This is a genomic window from Streptomyces sp. 2323.1, from assembly GCF_900221035.1.
GTDB classification, from domain to species: domain Bacteria; phylum Actinomycetota; class Actinomycetes; order Streptomycetales; family Streptomycetaceae; genus Streptomyces; species Streptomyces sioyaensis.
Window position 1 is genome coordinate 8083372 of record NZ_LT907981.1, and the last position, 18132, is coordinate 8101503.

The 18132-nt window shown below is 69.1% G+C and carries 13 protein-coding genes and 1 pseudogene; 6 read left to right on the forward strand and 8 right to left on the reverse strand.

What is annotated here, in order from left to right; translation table 11 throughout:
- Positions 1–460: 460 nt before the first annotated feature.
- From CPH93_RS34820 to CPH93_RS37135, 6 genes and pseudogenes are all read right to left on the reverse strand, one after another.
- Positions 461–1306 (reverse strand): urease accessory protein UreD, encoded by an 846-nt coding sequence (locus CPH93_RS34820; RefSeq protein ID WP_096215159.1) that lies wholly within the window; start codon positions 1304–1306, stop codon positions 461–463.
- On the reverse strand, positions 1303–2001 hold the full coding sequence (gene ureG / locus CPH93_RS34825) for an urease accessory protein UreG (RefSeq protein WP_096215160.1): 699 nt from the start codon (positions 1999–2001) through the stop codon (positions 1303–1305). Before ureG ends, CPH93_RS34820 begins: the two co-directional genes overlap by 4 nt.
- Positions 2002–2035: 34 nt before the next feature.
- Positions 2036–2710 carry an urease accessory protein UreF gene (locus CPH93_RS34830; RefSeq protein ID WP_096215161.1) on the reverse strand — a complete coding sequence of 225 codons (675 nt, stop codon included), beginning with the start codon at positions 2708–2710 and terminating at the stop codon, positions 2036–2038.
- A 93-nt stretch (positions 2711–2803) separates the two neighbouring features.
- A complete protein-coding gene (locus CPH93_RS34835; protein ID WP_096215162.1) occupies positions 2804–4798 on the reverse strand; it encodes an urease subunit alpha in 1995 nt (664 codons plus the stop codon).
- Entirely contained in the window at positions 4795–5262 is a 468-nt protein-coding gene (locus CPH93_RS37130; protein WP_231977509.1) for an urease subunit beta, read from the reverse strand. The genes CPH93_RS34835 and CPH93_RS37130 overlap by 4 nt, the downstream gene beginning before the upstream one ends.
- 21 nt (positions 5263–5283) lie before the next feature.
- Positions 5284–5580: pseudogene (locus CPH93_RS37135) on the reverse strand (urease subunit gamma); the annotation flags it as partial.
- Between the two features lie 255 nt (positions 5581–5835).
- On the opposite strand from CPH93_RS37135, the gene CPH93_RS36015 reads away from it, so the two are divergent.
- From CPH93_RS36015 to CPH93_RS34855, 4 genes are all read left to right on the forward strand, one after another.
- Positions 5836–6027: a hypothetical protein gene (locus tag CPH93_RS36015; protein WP_159395122.1), complete on the forward strand. Its 192-nt coding sequence runs from the start codon at positions 5836–5838 to the stop codon at positions 6025–6027.
- 133 nt (positions 6028–6160) lie between these two features.
- The gene (locus CPH93_RS34845; RefSeq protein ID WP_159395123.1) at positions 6161–7405 is read left to right on the forward strand and encodes an MFS transporter; all 1245 of its coding nucleotides are present in this window, start codon (positions 6161–6163) and stop codon (positions 7403–7405) included.
- A 167-nt stretch (positions 7406–7572) separates the two neighbouring features.
- Complete coding sequence (locus CPH93_RS34850) at positions 7573–8493, forward strand: alpha/beta fold hydrolase (protein WP_093481362.1); 921 nt, start codon at positions 7573–7575, stop codon at positions 8491–8493.
- Positions 8487–9686 carry a cytochrome P450 family protein gene (locus tag CPH93_RS34855; protein ID WP_096215165.1) on the forward strand — a complete coding sequence of 400 codons (1200 nt, stop codon included), beginning with the start codon at positions 8487–8489 and terminating at the stop codon, positions 9684–9686. The genes CPH93_RS34850 and CPH93_RS34855 overlap by 7 nt, the downstream gene beginning before the upstream one ends.
- A gap of 449 nt (positions 9687–10135) precedes the next feature.
- Here the strand turns inward: CPH93_RS34855 and CPH93_RS34865 are convergent, their stop codons facing one another.
- A complete protein-coding gene (locus tag CPH93_RS34865; RefSeq protein WP_096215166.1) occupies positions 10136–11326 on the reverse strand; it encodes a 3-deoxy-7-phosphoheptulonate synthase in 1191 nt (396 codons plus the stop codon).
- 1215 nt (positions 11327–12541) lie between these two features.
- Here CPH93_RS34865 and CPH93_RS37705 point away from each other — a divergent pair.
- On the forward strand, positions 12542–13165 hold the full coding sequence (locus CPH93_RS37705; protein ID WP_443031477.1) for a BTAD domain-containing putative transcriptional regulator: 624 nt from the start codon (positions 12542–12544) through the stop codon (positions 13163–13165).
- Positions 13149–15968, forward strand: a complete 2820-nt coding sequence (locus CPH93_RS34875; RefSeq protein ID WP_231977090.1) for a helix-turn-helix transcriptional regulator — start codon at positions 13149–13151, stop codon at positions 15966–15968. The genes CPH93_RS37705 and CPH93_RS34875 overlap by 17 nt, the downstream gene beginning before the upstream one ends.
- Before the next feature lie 68 nt (positions 15969–16036).
- Here CPH93_RS34875 and CPH93_RS34880 read toward each other — a convergent pair whose 3' ends face one another.
- The gene (locus CPH93_RS34880) at positions 16037–18115 is read right to left on the reverse strand and encodes an oxidoreductase (RefSeq protein ID WP_096215168.1); all 2079 of its coding nucleotides are present in this window, start codon (positions 18113–18115) and stop codon (positions 16037–16039) included.
- Between the last annotated feature and the right edge of the window lie 17 nt (positions 18116–18132).

The window sequence follows — 18132 nt, forward strand, 5'->3', positions numbered from 1 at the left end:
GATCATTCGGCCGAGGCCGGCGACCGTGCCTCGCTCTTCACATGGAGCCGCTGGTTCTCGGCCTTCAGCCCCTCACCCCGGCCTCCGCACCGGAGTGGTCGTGTTTCCTCGTTCGGGCCTGACCCGAGTGGGCGGCCGGCGGCAAGGACGTCCCGGCGCTGCGGAAGACCACCATGGCCCACCCCAACGCCGGCTCCCTCGGCCAACTGCCCGACATCACCCGGTGGTCAGCCTTCTCGCCCGTCCCTGAGTGCCGTCCGCCATCGCACCGGCCGGGGGCCGGCCACGAAGCGTCGGGCCCCGGGCGGCACATGCCCGGCCGCGGTGTTGTCACCGCCGAGGAAACCGTCCGGGGCCGGTCACATGCTGCTGTGCTGGGTGTCTGGTTCCTGGACGGGTACCTGGCTGACCACCTCCGGGGCCGTGGGCCGCCGCCCAAGCGGGCGGCGGCCTGTTCGCGTCAGGGGGCGAGGGCCCGCGCGTGCGTCTGTGCCTCGTCGAGTAGGTCCCGCAGCGTCGCAGTGGTGGGTGCGGCGGCGGTGGCGAGCAGTGCCGGGCCGCCTGCCAGCGGTGCCAGGACAGCGCACCCGTCCTTGGTGCCCTCGCCGAGCAGTACGGGATTCCGTGGGACGTCGAGGCGCGGGTCCACGACCAAGAGCTGGCCGACGGCGCGGTGTCCGCCCAGGACGGCCGGGCCGTCCCAGCCGGGTTCCGGGGGCCCGTACGCGGTGTGCTGGTCGAGCAGTGGGTGCCGGGCGCGGTGGACGAGGATGCGGCTGACGAGATGACCCGGTTCCTCGGCGGCCCGGCCCAGGAGCTGTTCCTCTCGCAGCACCAGCCGTGAGGTGGCGGCGAGTTCGACGGTGTACGTCTGTCGCAGGTTGCTGCCGGCGGCGCTGATCAGGGGCTGTGGCAGCCAGCGCAGCTGGGCGTGTTCCCCGGCGGTGAGCCGTACGTCGTAGGTGGCCGCGTGGGTGGTGGGGCCGCGCAGGGCGAGCGTGGCGGCGGCCGTGGTGACTTCCAGTTCGGCGCGGTCCTCCACGGTGATGTCGAGGGTGAGCCGGTCCCCGCCGAGCGGGGCGCTCATCGCGCCGATGATGCCCACCCTGGCGGCGCTGCTGTCGCTGCGTACGTGCCGCAGGTGGAAGGGGCCGTCGCTGTGCAGTTGGGGGAGGGTGGTGACGCGTCCGTTGTGTGCGGCGCGGATCCGGGCCGTGGCTCGTACGCCGTGCGGGTGTCCGGCGGACTCTGGGCCGCCGCTGGCCGCGGGGGCGCGGGCGGCGGCGAGTTGGGGGGCGGGGCTCATACCGCGGCTGCCTCGGCGCGCCACTGGGCGAGGTGGCCGGTCACCCAGTCGGCGACGTCGCGGACGCCGTCGTCAGAGGTGAGGTCGGTGAAGAGGACGGGAAGATCGCCGCGCTGTCGCTTCGCGTCGATGGCCATGGTGTCCAGGTCGGCGCCGACGTGCGGGGCGAGGTCGGTCTTGTTGATGATGAGGAGGTCGGCGGTGGTGATGCCGGGGCCGCCCTTGCGGGGGATGTCGTCGCCGCTGGCCACATCGATGACGAAGATCTGCACGTCGACGAGGCCCTTGGAGAAGGTGGCGGTCAGGTTGTCGCCACCGGACTCGACGAGTACGAGGTCGAGGTGCTGGATGGTCTCTTCCAGGTGCTCGACGGCTTCCAGGTTTGCGGAGATGTCATCGCGGATCGCGGTGTGCGGGCAGGCGCCGGTCTCGACGGCGGTGATGCGCTCGGGCGGCAGGACGGCTTCGCGCAGCAGGTACTCGGCGTCCTCGCGGGTGTAGATGTCGTTGGTGACGGCGGCGATCTGCCAGTGGTCGCGCAGGGCGCGGCAGAGGGCGGCGACGGTCGCGGTCTTGCCGGAGCCGACGGGGCCGCCCAGCCCGACGCGCAGGGCACGTCGGCTGCCGTCGGGGCGGAACGGCTCGGCGCTGTGCGTGTGTCGCTGGGGGAAGGTCTCGGTGTGGTCGAGGTGCATGGCAACTCCGTTTCGACAGAAGTGTGGTGGGGGTTCAGGAGGCGAAGAGCCGGACGGTCCAGGCGGCGTGCTGCTGGGCGGTGATGTCCAGCAGGGGGGAGGAGGCCGACGGCAGGGCGTCGAGGCCCTCGGTCAGGGCGCGGGTCGCGGCGTCGGCCGCGGCTTGCGCGACGTCGTCGGTCTCGGGCCCGAGGCGGGCAAGGAGCCCCGAAGCGTCGAGCGGGTCGAGGCTCAGCAGACGCACCGCCGCGGTGGCCGGGCCGCCGATGGTCTCGTACGCGGCGGCCTGGGCGGCGTCCACCGGGGCGAGCCCGGCGGCGCGGGCGGCGAGGCCCAGCACGATGGGCTGGTGGGCGCCCTGCGGACGTGCAGCGGCCAACTGGTCGAGTTCAGCTGATGGGAAGGTGGCGCGGGCCGCGCGCATCATCTGCCGGCCGAGCCTGCGGGCGACGGCACGCAGCGCGGGCACGGGGGTGCGCGCGTCGGCGGCGGCGTCGAGCAGCAGCGGGTCACACCCGGCGGCGGCTGCGGCGGCCAGTCCCGCCGTGGTGAGACCGGTGGTGTGCAGACGGCCGCGGCAGAACGCCTCCAGGCTGTCGGTGTCATGTACGGCGTTGTGCGCGACGGCGGCCTCGACGCCGCCGGAATGGGCGTGCCCACCGGCGGGGAAGCGGCCGTCGGCCAACAGGAGCAGGGCTGCACGGCTCATGGGCGAGCGGCTGCCTTTCGCAGGGTCGGAGGCGGCGGCCCCGGGGGCGGGCACGTCTTGCCCGGCCCCAGGGCTCCGGCCAGAACACAGTCGTCAGAAGAGGAAGTACCGCTGTGCCATGGGGACTTCAGTGACGTAGGCGCGCGGAATGGTCACACCGTCGAGCTGGGTGCGGGAGTCGCCCGTCGTCGCTCCGCCGATGGTGACCTCGAAGCTGTTGTGGTCGACTTCGAGGCCCGTGGGCAACGCGTTGTTCAGCTTCATGTGCTCCTTCTTGACGTCCCGCACGGTGTCCTTGATCGCGACGAACTTCTTGTGGAGACGGACCGTGTCCGTCTCCACACCCGGGTTGCTGCTCGGCCTGGTGGGGTCGAACCGCTTGTTCAAGTTGGCCGCGGCGTCCGGGGCGACGAAGTTCACCGAGTTGCTCCCTGGAGCGCGACCGGTGGATCCCCAGACCGGCCGCGGCAGGTAGGGCTGCGGCGTCGTGATCGAGGCGTTGGCGTCGCCGCACTGCGCGTAAGCGATCTGTCCGCCCTTGAGGACCATGTGCGTCTTGACGCCGAAGAACTTCGGCTCCCACAGCACCAGGTCGGCCAGCTTCCCCTTCTCCACGGAACCGATACGGTGATCGATTCCGTGCGTGAGCGCGGGATTGATCGTGTACTTCGCGACGTACCGACGAGCCCGGAAGTTGTCGTTCGGCATCCGGCTGCCCGCATGGAAGTTGTGCTTGACCTTCTTTCGCGAATCCGCGTCGCGGTTGTCCTCGTCGATCGTCCGGACGTTCGCGTACTTCAGGTCTTCGGGCAGTGTGCCGTAGCGGCACTTCATGACGTGTGCGGTCTGCCAGGTTCGCATGACCATCTCGCCGATGCGCCCCATCGCCTGGGCATCCGAGGACATCATCGAGATGGCGCCCATGTCGTGGAGGAGGTCCTCCGCGGCCATGGTGGACGGCCGGATGCGCGAATCCGCGTAGGCCAGGTCCGCGGGGATGTCCGGGTTGAGGTGGTGGCACACGATCATCATGTCCACGTGCTCCTTGACGGTGTTCACCGTCAGGGGCCGGGTGGGGTTGGTCGAGGCAGGCAGGATATTGGGCTCCTTGACCAGCTCGATCATGTCCGGGGCATGACCGCCGCCGGCGCCCTCGACGTGGAAGATGTGGATGGAACGCCCACCGATGGCGTCCTTGGTGCTCTCCAGGAACCCCGACTCGTTGCACGAGTCGGCGTGCAGGGCGAGCTGGATCTTGCGGTCCTCGCAGACCTTCAGCGCCTGGTCGATCACCGCGGGTGTGGCACCCCAGTCCTCGTGCACCTTGAACCCGATGATCCCGGCGTCCACCTGCTCGTTCAGCGCCTGCTCGTTCATCGTGCTGCCCTTGCCGAGCAGGCCGATGTTGACCGGGAACTCGTCCAGCGCCTCGAAGAGGCGGGTGATGTGCCACGCGCCGGGGGTCACGGTGGTGGCCGTGCTGCCCTCGGCCGGACCGGTGCCGCCGCCGATGAGGGTGGTCACGCCCGAGGCCAGAGCCTCGTGGATCTCTCCGGGGCAGATGAAGTGCACGTGGGTGTCCACACCGCCCGCGGTCAGGATCCGGCCGTTGCCGGCGATCACCTCGGTGTTCGGCCCCACCACGAAGTTCTCCGGCTGCCATCGCGGCATGTCGGGCTCCAGGTCGCGCACGGGTTCCTCGAACGACGAGATCGCATCCATCGTCTCGGGGTTGTACGCCTTGCCGATGGCGAAAATGTCGCCATCCCTGATGCCGACGTCGGCCTTGACCACGCCCCACCAATCGAGGATCAGCGCCCCCGTGATGACCGTGTCCACGGGTTTGGGGCCCTTGCCCTTGAGCCCGTTCCTCGGGATGTGGGACATGCCCATCGACTCCCGGATCACCTTGCCGCCGCCGAAGATCATCTCGTTGCCGCTGTTCTGCGGCCCACCGGCCCAGTCGGCTTCGATCTCGACGGTGAGGTCCGTGTCGGCCAGGCGGACGCGATCCTTGGTGGTGGGCCCGTACAGGGTGGTGTATTCCGTGCGCCTCAGCTCGTTGCTGGCACTCTCGTAGCGGCTCATCGGACGATCCCCTTGCGCAGGCCCTGAATCTTGCCGGTCTTGCCACCCTTGGCTTCGCCCGCGATCTCCACCAGCTCGACGCAGCACTCGTCGCCCGGCTCGAACCGCACGGACTTGCCCGCGGCGATGTTGAGCCTGCGCCCCTTCGCCTCGGCGCAGTTCCAGAGCAGTGGATCGCTCGCGGGCGTGCCGACGGGGCTCTCGATCACCGTGAGCCCGGGGTTGGCCTCGGCGAAGTGGTAGTGGGAGCCGACCTGAATGGGACGGTCAGACGTATTTCTGACCTTGATGGTCTTCTTCTTCGCGTCGCCCTGCAGGTCCTTGTTGAACTTGATCGACTCGTGCCAGGAAGCGGTTTCGTCGCACGCGTCGCAACAGGCAGACGGGTCGGTGTCGTCGCAGTCGACCGGGCAGCCCGCCTGACGCGGAGGCTTGGGGTGCTCGATCTTGCCTGGGTGGATCACGGGCTCCTCGGCGGCCTCCGGGATGGGGTTGTGGATCGTGACCAGCTTGGTGCCGTCCGGGAAGGTCGCCTCCACCTGGACGTTGTTGATCATCTCCGGGACGCCGTCCATCAGGTCGGCGCGGGTCAGCAACTGTCGGCCCGAATCCATGACGTCGCTGACGTTCTTCCCGTCACGCGCCGCCTCGAAGACGTGAGCGGTCAACAGGGCCATGGCCTCGGGATAGTTGAGGAGCAGCCCCCGAGCACGACGCCTTTCTGCTACGTCGGCCGCGACGTGGATCAGCAAGCGCTCCTGCTCATGCGGAGTCAAATGCACGATGAGTCATTTCTGTTGTGCGGATGGTGCATGAGGCCGGCAACGCCAAGGCAACGGACAGCACTCCTCAACGACGACGGACGCCCTCCGATCATCAGCAACAGAAGAACGGCGAAACGGCCAAACGGGGACCGAGCTACACCATCTGATGAAACCCCGGCATATTTCGTAACCGCTACCGACTTGGCTGTGCCGCTCGACACGTCATTGCCTCAGGTGGGAGCGGTACGGGTCGGCCGCTGGGAACATGTCTGCGTGATCGTCTCACTGGCGTACAAGATGGTCCGGAAGCTGCTCTCCGTCCCGTCGGTGCTGCTGCCCGCGAAACCATCAAGGACGCCGAGTTGCTCGTGCTGCGGCACGAGAACGCCGCCGGCCGCCTGCCACAACCTCCGCAAAATCTTCCGACACGCCGGAACCGTCGGACTCGCCGCCCTCGCCAGCTGACCAGCCGGGTAGTCAGGAGCAGGCCTCTTACTCGTTACCGACCCACGCTCCTAGGGGCTCGTAGGGGTTCTGGCCCGTCGCTGGCTCTGGTTGAGTCGGGGGCCTCACGTTGAGCTTCCAGGAAGGACTCCACGTGTCTCAACCGATGAGTGGCGTCAAGGACCTGATGAGGGTTCCCGGTCTGCCCCAGCTGTTCCTCTGGTCGATGCTGGGCCGGCTCAACGTGTCGGCTCTACCGATCGCGCTGTCGCTCATGCTGGTGCGTTGGAGCAACTCGTACGTCGTCGTCGGCCTGGTCGGCTGCGCGCTGACCCTGGGACAGGGCGCGGCCGGGCCCCTGCGCGGACGGGCGGCGGACCGCGGCTCGACCGGCCGGCTGCTGGTGATCACGGGCGTCGGCTACACGACGGGCTTGGCCGTGATCGTGACGTTCGCGGCGAGGGCGCCCGCCTCCTCGTGGCCGGTGGTCGTGGTCGTCGCGCTGGTGACCGGGCTCAGTGCCGTGCCGGTGTCACAGATCAGCCGGGCGGTGTGGCCCAAGATCGTCGGCTCGGAGCTGACCTCCGCGCTCTACACAGCTGAGGCGACCGCGTCGGAGGTGATCACCACCATCGGGCCGCTGCTCGCCGCCCTGGTCATCGCCGTCGCCGGGCCGTACTGGGCGGTCGGTGTCACGGCGCTGCTGGCCCTGGTCTCGGCCCTCGTCTTCGCCGCCGCGCTCGGCCGTGTCGGCCTGGGCGGCGAGCCGTTGCCGCAGCGCGGCGAGCGGCTCGCCACGCGGTCCCTGCTGACCGAGGGGCCCTTCGTCCGGGTGGTCGCCATCTCGATGTTGGTCACCGCCGCGATCTTCGCCGTCAACCTGTCGGTGGTGGCCTGGACACAGAACATCGGCCGTCCCGCCTTGGCCGGGGTGCTGACCGCCTGTTGGACGACCGGCTCGCTGGCCGGCGGGTTCGCGCTGAGTACCTTTGCCCGGGGACTGCCCCGGGCGCTGCGGGTCGCGGGGATGGCCGCCGGGATGGCCGCGCTCGCCGTCCTGCTCCCGCCGGTTCTGGGTACGGTGCCCCTCTGGCTGATCGTCGTGGTGCTGTTCCTCGGCGGGACGGCCATCGCGCCGACTCTGGCGGCTACCTACGAGCAGATCGCCGAGGCGTCCCCGGAGGACCGCAGGGCGGAGGCGTTCGGCTGGATGGCGACGGCAACCGCGGGCGGCGGCGCGCTGAGTGCGGTGCTGACCGGGGTGCTGCTCGACTTCTCCGGGCCTGCGCTGCCCGTCGCCGCCGGCGCAGCGCTCGTCGTGGCCGCACTGGTGCTGACCGTATTCGGCCGCAAACCGCGCGCACCGTCGGCCGAAACTGTCGAAGAAGTCACCGCATAATCCGGCCTCGCCCCCCATCACCCCTTATTCCACTGGCCGACCGGCATCCGCTGGTCCACCTGCAGACGTACGCCCGGAAGACGGTCGAGCAGGACAGCGTGGATGTCGCCCGCGGGCCGGCAATTCCCTCACCGTGCCGGGTCACCGGCGGATCGGAGAACGCAACCATGGCCGACAGCTTTGCGGCCGAACAGGTCAGGCAATTCTCGTACCAGGGCTATGAATTCGCCTGCCGGATCCTTGAGTGCCCGGCACCGGTCACCGAGCCGATAGTCGTCATGTGCGCGGCGTTCCAGAACATCCGCAGCTACCACCGCTACGACAAGTACTGGCACGACTCGGCCACCATCATCTGCATGGAGCCGCCGGGCTCGTACTCGCCCAATCCGGTGCCGCGGACCGTCGGATACGACTTCGACGCCGGCGCGCTGGCCTATCTGCTCGACGAACTGGATCTGCCCCGCATCAACCTGCTCGGCATCAGCCTGGGCGCCGCGCCCACGCACCGGTTCGCCCAGGAGTACCCGGAGCGGATCGCGCGGCTGATGCTCACCGGCGCGGCGTTGGGCGACACCGCACGTCGCGGGGCCGTCGAACTCGAACACTGGCTGAGGCTGGGCCGGGCGGACGAATTCGGGCGCACGATGGTGGAACTGTGCGTGAACGGGGACCCGACCCGGACCGTACGCAATCGGGTGGCCGTCCGGCGCGCTCTGCTCGACCATCTGAGCACGGCGTCGGAGGCGGAACTGGTACGGTACCTCGCCGTCGCCCAGCGGTTGGTCGACCACCCGGCGACGCTACCGGGCCGGATCTCCGGGATACCCGCCCTGTGCGTGACCGGGGAGCACGACGAGCTCGCTCCCCCTGACCTGACGCGGAGGATGGCCGCCGGCATCAACGGCGCGGCGTTCACGACCATTCGCGAGACCTGCCACGTGTCGTTCCTGGAACGCAATGCCGACTGGGCCGACCTGGTGCTGCGGTTCTTCACCGACCAGCCGCTGGCCGGCCTCGACTACCTGACCGGCCTGGAACATCCGGCCGGTCGCCCCGAGCACGACGAGACGGCGTCCTCCGTATGGTGACCGTCGACCTGAGCGCATACGGCCCCGGTTTCTTCACCGACCCGTACCCCTACTACGCCCAGCTGCGCGAGGCCGGGCCGGTGCACGAGATTGTCTTGGCCGATGGGGACCGGTTCTGGCTGATCGTCGGCTACGACGAGGCCCGGGCGGCCCTGTCCGATCCACGTCTGGCCAAGTCCCTCGACCCGCCGAGCGAGGAGGAGCGGCACGTCCTGATCACCGATCCGCCGGACCACACGCGGCTGAGACGGCTCGTCTCGCGGGAGTTCACCGCGCGCCGGGTGGAGGCGATGCGCCCGCGCGTCCAGGAGATCACCGACGGTCTCCTCGATGAGATGGTGGCCGGGCGGCGGCGAGCCGACCTGGTCTCGGCGCTGGCGTCCCCGCTGCCGGTAACCGTGCTCTGCGAACTGCTCGGGGTCCCGTTCGCCGACCGGGAGGACTTCCGCGGCTGGACGGAGCGGGTTCTGGTGCCGGCCGAACCAGACACCATAGCCTGGTGGAAGAGCCGGGGTTTCGCGCAGGCCGGGATGGCGTTGACGGACTACCTGAAGAACCTGATCGAGGACAAGCGCCGCTCTACGCCGACCGGCGACCTGATCTCCTCGCTGTTGCGGACAAACGCGGAGGACAACGACCGCCTGTCGGCCGCCGAGCTGCACTCGATGGTGTTCATCCTGATCCTTGCGGGCCACGAGACCACGGCCAGCCTGATCACCAACGGGGTACGCGCGCTCCTGGCAAACCCCGAACAACTGGCGGCGCTGCGTACCGACCCGGAGGGCCTGATCGACCAGGCGGTCGAGGAGATGCTGCGCTACGACGGCCCGGTGGAGACGTCGACCAAGCGGTTCACCATCGAGGCCGTCAGCTACGGCGCCACGAAGATCCCGCCCAGGGAGACGGTTCTGGTCAGCATCGCGGCGGCGGGGCGTGACCCTGCGCAGTTCGAGCGACCCGACACGTTCGACATCCGCCGCGGTACGACCGGCACCCGCAGTGGCCACGTCGCCTTCGGCCACGGCATCCACTTCTGCCTGGGTGCCGGGCTGGCGCGGATGGAGAGCCGGGTCGCGATCCTGACCCTGCTGCGCCGCTGTCCCGACCTGGCGCTCGACATCGATCCGGCCGGTCTCGACTGGCTGCCGGGCATCAGAGTCCGGGGCGTACGCAGTCTGCCGGTGCGCTGGTGAGCGTTCCCGCACGCTGAACCGGCCCGGTCGTCCAGGTAGGCGACGGGGACGGTGCACAAGCGGGCGGCCGATGTCAGCTTCGCGCGTAAGGCGGGCGATCCGTGACGAGCCCCGACGATCAATCCCCATCCTGAGCATGAACGATTCGGGCACCTACGTAACTTGACCAAGCCCTGGGGTTGCGCCGCATGAGCAACTCGCTGTGTGCTCGCATCGAGCAGTACTACGCCACCGTGCCCTTACTGTTCGCCGATGCTGAGGACCTCGGTTCGTTACGGCTGTTCGTGCGAAGCAGACACCATCCCCGGATTGCGCACGAACAGCCCTCGCGCGCGTTGCGCATCAGACGCGGATTCCCGCGTTTCCGCAGGAACCACTGCTCACGACCAAGCGGAACCTGAAGTCCCGGGACTCGGCAAGGTGAAGAAGGCCTTGCCCGCCGTACGTGTTCACGGGTCTTGGTGCCACCTGGAGACGAGTGAGACGGCCTGTTCAGGGTTGAGGCGGGGGTCGCACAGGGTGGTACGGCGGACGGTGGGGGAGTCGAGGGCGCGGAAGTCGGGGGCGCATTCGGTGACGTCGTCGGGCGTGGCCTCCAGGTGGAGTCCGCCGGCGATGCCACCGGCGAAGGTGACGGCCCGGCAGAAGGCCTGGACTTCATCGGCCATGGTGGGCAGCAAGCGGGTCTTGTGGCCGTCGGGGGCGGTGACGGTGTTGCCGTGCATGGGGTCGCACAGCCAGATCACCGGGTGGCCGGCACGGCGGACGGTCTGGACGAGCGGGGCGAGGCATGAGCTTGCCGCATCGGCGCCCATGCGGGCGATGAGCGTGAGGCGTCCCGGACGGCGCTGTGGGTCGAGGCGGGCACACAGCGCGGTGAGGTCGGCCGGGGTGGTCGTGGGACCGACCTTCACCGCAACGGGGTTGAGCACCTCGGAGATCAGGTCGATATGGGCACCGTCGAGCTGATCGGTGCGCTTGCCGACCCAGGGCCAATGGGTGGAGCCGAGGAGGCGTTGTCCGTCGCCCAGGTCACGGACCAGGGGGAATTCGTAGTCCAGGACCAGCGCTTCGTGGCTGGTCCAGGTCGGAATCGAGGTACCGGTACCGGGGTGGTGTGAGTCGCCGGCGGGGCCACGCCAGCCGAGATGCTCCATGACGTCGTTGGCCGCCCGGTAGGCCATCAGCATCCGCAGGGGGTCGTGGCGGCGGCCGGCGAGGTCACGAGTGGGGGCGTTGATCATGTGTCCGCGATAGACGGGCAGGTCGACACCATCGACCGGTTCGACCCGGTGCGAGCGGGGCTTGGCGAACTGGCCGGCGATGCGACCCACGCGCACAACCGGTTTGCCGGTTGCGGCCTGCAGGGTGTCGCCGAGCAGGTGAAGCAGGGCGGACTTGCGCGAGACATGTTCCGCCGTGCATTCGTCGGGGTGCTCCGCGCAGTCACCGGCCTGGAGGACGTGGGCCTCTCCTCGCGCCACCCCCGCCAACTGGTCACCGAGTCCGCGGACGTCCTCCGCCCTCACCAGAGGAGGCAGCTCGGCGAGGATCGTCCGTACCCGCTCTGCCTGGAAGGGGTCGGCCCATTCGGGCTGCTGCCTGGCGGGATTGCGTGTCTGTGTGACGGAGCTACCCACCACAGCCTCCAGAGTGTCGGGAAGGGAACGTACGGAATGCAGAGAAACGGGCGAAGCGCCCTCGACGGTTAACCAGCCGGCACTCGCCTCGAAGAAACATCCTGAAGTGCCATGAATCAGCCCTGCTCGCAGAATGCCTGATGGGGGACACCGTCACAGGCTGACTTGACTATAATCAGCCCGCGAATGGCGCACATCGCGCGCTGGCGAAAACAGGGGGGTGGTGCGGGGGAATAGGGGGGAATCCTAAATATTAGGGGTGAGTAAACCGGGCCTTCGAAATTGGTGGGGGTGTGCCTTCCGTCGGCTCCGCCGAGTGGTTTCATGGTGTGAGCGCAGGTGCTCTTCGGCCTGCCGGCCTGTCTGGATCTGCCGTCCGTAGGTCCCCATCCGGTCCAACTCGGCATGGAGGGGGGGCGGGTTAGTCTTCGATGAGGTATTCCTTGTTGCGACGTAGGAATTTCCCGGGCACACCCGGGTCCTGGCCGCCGCCCTGGTGCGGGCCTGCCGGCCGCTCGGTCGCTCGCCGCCGCTCAGGCCCGCGGGGCGACGGACTCGCGCTGAACCGCAGGTGCCCGTGGCCCGGCGCAAGGCGCTCGAGCGCGGTCTCTGTGCGCCCTTCACGGCGTCCCGGGCCGTTCACCACGGTCGTCGGTTGCCCCTCCCCCGGGGGGAGCGCCGGCATGTTCAAAAGGGCAAAGATCTTCTGCAAAGCTGGACTCCGGACCGGGCATCCATGCAATGTGGCAGAGCGAGATCCGCCGAACCGGTCCGTCCGGTCCATTCCGGATCCGAGGAAGTCAGCGTCATCCACAGGAGTTCGGATGCTGCCACGTATCCGCACATCCTTTCTTTCCGAGTCCTCCGTGGCGACGCAGATCTCCAGAATTCCAGCCAAATTCGTAGCGATGAGCAGAGGGTGATGGAGAGTGGGCGTGCTGGCACCGGGCTCAGCGTGGCTCCGCTCCCGTCACCGCCTCACCCGCGGTGAATTCTCGCCACCACCTGCGTGGTGATGTCTCCACGGTCGACCGGCCGTCAGGAACGATAAAAGGCGGGGGCAGAGGGAAATGAGGTTGATGTGCACTTCCGCGTACAGGGCACTCGTCAGACAGGCGTGGACGGCGCGATATCGCCGCTCGGTGGTCTGATGGAACGCCGGCTGCTCACCTGTCTTCCGCTGAATGCCGGCCGGGGCGTGGCCACCCGCGCCCGCTGTGTGAGCGGCTGAGCGGTCGGCTGATGCAGGCGCTCCACCGGTGCGGCCGGCGGACCGACGTGCTGTCGGTCTTCGGGCACCTCGGGGGCGAACTCGTGGAGCGGTTCGGACCGGAGCCGTCGGGGGAGCCGCGTCGTCCGGAACGCGCCATCCTCGAACACGTCCCCGACCTGGAGGTGCCGGCGGCCGGGTCCGCGAGGGAGAGCCGAAGGGCGCAAGAGTGGGCCGGGGTGCCGCCACCTCCTCGCACAGTAGGCGCCATGTCGGCCGGACGCCTCCGACGCCCGTGTCGCTCCGTCCGTGAACCGTGTGCCGGCGCGGGTCGGCACGGACCACAGGTGCGGGCACCGGGTGGTGTCCGACCGGGTGGAGGGCGGCGAACGGCAGAGTACGAACCATCGGTTGACGGCTCGGGGAGGGGGCGCGACATTTCCGAACTCGCCCTCAGTATCCAGCCATTGAGGCATTCCAGGGACGACAGGTCGGTTGATACGGTCCGTCGTCAATGTCGGATGTTCATTCCTCGATGCGCATACATCATCACGCGCATCCAAGCCAATAGTGCGCTGCTGACCTGCAGTTGTGTCTTGCGAGAGGACCCCCGTGAGCGACATCCTTGAAGTAGTCCTGTCGAAACATGCGACCCCGGAGTTCAAGAACTGGCAGAAAAATGGGGGACTCCTCTTCCTTCGTGGACCGAAGTGCACAGGGAAGACCACCACGCTCAACCGGATCTGCGCATCGGAAGCAGACTCCGGAGCGCTGAGCCTGTGGGCGACGGGCTGGTTGAACGAGTACGGCTCCTCCTTCGGGGTCCTGCAGCAGATCCTGGACCAGTTGGACGCGGCGGAGGAGGGCGGGGACCAGCCGAACGGCGCCGGCCCTTCGTCGTCCCTCGCGGATGGTCTACGGAACCCGTCCGGCCTGACCTATGAGTGGGTGTACGCCCGGCTGTTGAAGATCGCGGCGAGACGTCCCCTGCTCATAGTCGTCGACGACATCAACTACGTCGACGGCCCTTCGCAGTTGTTCCTGCGCTTCGTGGCGCGACGGCTGAAGGGGACGCGCATCCGGCTGGCCATGGCCGAGCGAACAGGATGCGCCCTCTCGTTCTGCGACGACCTGCGCACGGACATCCTGCGACTGCCGTACACCAGCCTGGTCCGGATGCGGCTCCTGGGACGCAAGCAGATCGCCCGGTCCCTCACCGAGCACATCCCGCAATTCCGCGGGTCCTTCCCGTGCTCGGCAGCGAACCGCATGGCCGATGACATCCATGACCTGACCGGCGGCAACCTGCTCCTCGTCGACGGTCTTCTGCGGACGTGGCTCACGTCGGCCGATCCGAAGCCGAAGGAACTGACCGTCGACACGGCCTTCCACGACTGCGTACGGGGCATGATCAGCGACACGGACATGCCCGGCATGCTCAGCGGCGCCCACGCGGTGGCCGTCCTCGGCGACTTCGCCTCCCTGCCACGGCTGGCCCGACTGCTCGGGATCGACATCACCAGGGCCAGCAGGATCTTCGGCGCGCTCAACGACCTCGGCATGCTGGCCGGCGACTGCCTGCGGCCCGACATGCGCCGGGCGCTGCTCCAGGACGAGAGCTTCACCGCGCGCGGAGAGCTGCATCTGCGGGCGGCACATGTCCTTTTCGAGGACAGCGCGCCCCTGACACAGGTCGTGGAGCATCTCACCGCGGTGGGGATGATCGGCGCGCCATGGGATCTGCCCCTCGTCCTGGGCCTCGTCAACCAGGCCCTGAAGAGCGGCAGTACGGACGTGGCCGGCAGGCTGCTCAAGCTGGCCAAGGTCTCCGCAGTCGGCCCCGAAGAGCGCTCCGCCGTGGAGATGATGCTGCTGCGCACCACCTGGCTGACCGACCCAGGGCTGGTGGCCTCCCTGCTGCCGACGCTGGGCCGCGCTGCCTTCCGAGGTGTCCTGAACGCGACGGACCTGGCGTTCCTGGTGCGAGCGGCGCTGTGGCACGGTCTGACGGAGCTGGCCACAGAGCTGATGCCCCTGATGCGTGAGAAGGCTCCACGGTCCCCCTATCCGGCCGAGGTCGGTCTCGCGGAAGCGCTCTACAGCCTGTGGAGCGGCATGCCGATGGACTGGGCGACGCTGAAATTGTCCTCTTCCAGTGAGGCCGACGAGCGTTATGGGCCGGGTGCCGACGTGCATTCTCTGCTCACCGGTCTGCGCAAGATCAATGACCCGGCCAATGAGGGAGACCGGGCCCAGGCGATCTTCTGGGCCGAGCAGGTGCTCCAGGGCATCCGGGTCCAGTCCTCGGCGGTGGAGACCCTGTTGTTCGCCTACACCGTGCTGGAGAGCCTGGGCTCACTGGCCGCCGCGCGGCCGTGGTTCACCCAGCTGTCGGAGGCGCTCGAAGCGCATCCGTCGCCGCTGTGGGAAGCCCTGGTGTCGGTCGTGCAGGCGAAGATCTCGTTAGAGCTCGGTGACCTCGGCTCCGCGTACCGGTGGATCCAGAAAGCGCTCGCGCGCAAGCCCTGGCACGAATGGGGTGCGCCGATCGCCGGTATCGCCGCGCTGCTGGTCCAGACCCTGACGGAGATGGGCAGGCCGCAGGAGGCCGCAGAAGTGCTCGACCGGCCCATTCCCCCGGCGGCGTACCAGGGGTGTGGCGGTCTGAAGTACGTATACGCTCGCGGCAGGTATCACCTGGCGACCGATCGGCTGCACGCGGCGCTGGCCGACTTCGAGTCGTGCAGGGACATGAGTGCCTCCCTGGGGATCGAGACGCCCGCGCGCGCCGACCAGACCCAGCTGATGGTGCCCTGGCGCTGCGGGATGGCGGAGGCGTATCTGGCCCTCGGGGACGTGGCGGGTGCCCGCGACGCTCTCCGGCAACAGCTGCAACAGCTGCCCAAGGAGGAGACGTCCGTTCACGGGACCACGCTGCGCCTCCTCGCCAAGACCACCAAGGACGACGCCCGGCGGCTCTCCCTGCTGAAGAACTCCGCGGACACTCTGGAACGCGATGGAAGCAGGCTGCAGCTCGCCTACACGCTGACCGAACTCGCCGCCGCCTACCGGGAGACCTCGCGACTGAACCTCGCCCGGACCACGTCGAAGCGGGCCCGGCGCATGGCCGAGCAGTGCGAGGCGGGCCGGCTGCTCGATCTCGTCACCGCGGACGCGCAGGGGGTCGGACGGGACAAACACCAGGTCTGCCACCACCCGGAACTCGCCGAACTGAGCTCCGCCGAACGGCGCGTGGCGGTCCTGGCGATCCTGGGACATACGAATCGGGAGATCTCCGGGAAACTGTTCATCACCGCCAGCACGGTGGAGCAGCACCTGACGCGCATCTACCGAAAGCTCCGCGTGCAGCATCGCGAGGACCTGCTGGACAAGTTCTCCACGGTGTTCATGGCCCTCGAACAGAGCGGCTGAGACCGACCCGTCCGGGAGTGTGGGGACAGGAGTCCGCTCCGTTCGCGTGCCCCCACTCCCGTACGTCCTCACCCCACGGCGACGCGGGTTATCCGGTGCGCCGCGCGCAGGCCTTCCGCTGTGGCCCGTACGGCGTTGAGCCCGTCCGTTCCCGCGGCGCCGCCCGCGGTGACGACGGGGACGCCTGCCTCGCGCAACAGCGGGGCCAGGTCCCGTACGGGGAGCTGGCCAACGGCAAGCACGACGTGGTCGGCTTTGATGGAGCGGTCTCTGCCTTCCGCGTCGGTGACGAGGACGCCGGTGGGTGTGATCTCCCGGTAGGTCACGCCGGTGAGCATCCGTACACCGGCGGCCCTCAGGTCCCGCATGACGACCCAGCGGGTGCTGGGGCCGATGCCCGCTCCGATCCGCCGGCCACGCCGCAACAGCGTCACCTCGCGCGGCGCGTCACGGACGGCGGGTTCCCTCCCAGAGCGCGGAGTGCTCCCGGCCACGGCGTGCCGGGCCAGGAACTCCTCCGGCGTCACCTCGGTATTCGGGTCGGTGGTCAGGGTGTGCGCCAGATCGACCGCGATACCACCCCCGCCGATGATGACGATCTGTCCGCCGAGCGCTTCGGGATCGGCGAACGCCTGGGCGTAGTTGCGGACGTGGGGCAGCTCCGCGCCGGAGAGGGACAATCCGGCGGGGAGCACACCGGTGGCCAGCACCACACCGTCGAACGACCGCAGCTCCGGGACGTCCGCGCCGCCGATGCGACGGCCCAAGTGCAACGGCACACCGGCGTCCCGTAGTTCCCGTACGTGGTGGTGGATGGTCCCGGCGAATTCCGCCTTTCCCGGCACCTGGGAGGCCAGCCGGAACTGCCCGCCGGTGTGGGCCGCGGCTTCGTACACCTCGACACGGTGGCCGAGGCAGGCCAGCGTACGGGCGGCCTCCAGTCCGGCGATGCCCGCACCGATCACGGCATAGCGGCCGAACGGCACACTGCGGTGGCGGGTCGACTGTGGTGGGGGAAACTCCTCTTCGTGTCCGGCTCTGGGGTTGACGAGGCAGGACACCCTTTCGGTGCCGAAGGAGCGGTCGATGCACGCCTCGTTGCAGGCGATGCACAGATTGACCTGGTCGGGGCGGCCGGCGGCCGACTTGGCGACGATCTCCGGGTCGGCCAGGAACGGCCGCGCCATGGCCACGAAGTCCAACTCGCCACCGGACAGGGCGTCTTCGGCCTGCGCGATGTGGTGGAAGCGGTTGGAGGCGATCACCGCGACATCCTTGTGGCCGGCGGCCAGCAGACGGCGTTTCAGTTCCTTGCCGCCGGCCGCCCAGGTACCGGCGGGGACCTGGGACTGCACGGTGGGCACCGGTGACTCGTGCCAGCCCACGCCGACGGAGAGCGCGTCGGCCCCGGCTTCGGCAAGCGCCACCGCGAGCGCGGTGACCTCGCCCGGCGGAGTGCCCCCGGCCACCAAGTCGTTCCCGGAGATGCGGAAGAGCACCGGGAAGTCCCGGCCCACGGCCGCGCGGACCCCGCGCAGCACCGCCAGCGGAAACCTGCGCCGTCGTTCGGCGTCACCGCCCCACGCGTCGTCGCGCAGGTTGGTCAGCGGTGCCGTGAACTGGTTGATCAGATAGCCCTCGGAGCCCATCACCTCCACGGCGTCGAACCCGAGGGCGCGTGCGGTGCACGCACCCTCGGCGAAGTCGTCGATCGTGGTGGTGATGTCCCTGGGGGACATCTCCCGGGGGGTGCAGCGGGAGAAGCCGCTGTACACCGGCGACGGGGCGACGGGGCGACCGACCCCCTCGCGGGCGCCGGGCTGGGCGTACCGCCCCGCGTGAAAGAGCTGAAGAGCGATCCGTCCACCGCGGTCGTGCACCGCACGCACCGCCGCCGAAAGGGCCGCCCTGTCCCGGGAGTCGCCGATCACCCCGTACCCCGGGCCGCCCGCGCCCACGGCGTTCACGGCCACTCCTCCGGTGACGATGAGTGCCGCGCCCGCGGCCGCGCGCTCGGCGTAGAACGCGGCCAGGGCGGCGCCGTCATCGTCCCTGGTCTCCAGGTTGAGGTGCATGGCGCCCATGACGATGCGATGCGGAAGCCTCATGGTGCCGATGGAGCCGGCCCGGAAGACATGGTCGTACACGTCGCACGCCCCTCGTC

What these genes read in the sequence shown, in the direction of transcription:
- CPH93_RS34820 (WP_096215159.1), bottom strand. Translation starts at nt 1,306, where the DNA reads ATGAGCCCCGCCCCCCAACTCGCCGCCGCCCGCGCCCCCGCGGCCAGC.
- ureG (WP_096215160.1), bottom strand. Translation starts at nt 2,001, where the DNA reads ATGCACCTCGACCACACCGAGACCTTCCCCCAGCGACACACGCACAGC.
- CPH93_RS34830 (WP_096215161.1), bottom strand. Translation starts at nt 2,710, where the DNA reads ATGAGCCGTGCAGCCCTGCTCCTGTTGGCCGACGGCCGCTTCCCCGCC.
- CPH93_RS34835 (WP_096215162.1), bottom strand. Translation starts at nt 4,798, where the DNA reads ATGAGCCGCTACGAGAGTGCCAGCAACGAGCTGAGGCGCACGGAATAC.
- CPH93_RS34850 (WP_093481362.1), top strand. Translation starts at nt 7,573, where the DNA reads ATGGCCGACAGCTTTGCGGCCGAACAGGTCAGGCAATTCTCGTACCAG.
- CPH93_RS34855 (WP_096215165.1), top strand. Translation starts at nt 8,487, where the DNA reads ATGGTGACCGTCGACCTGAGCGCATACGGCCCCGGTTTCTTCACCGAC.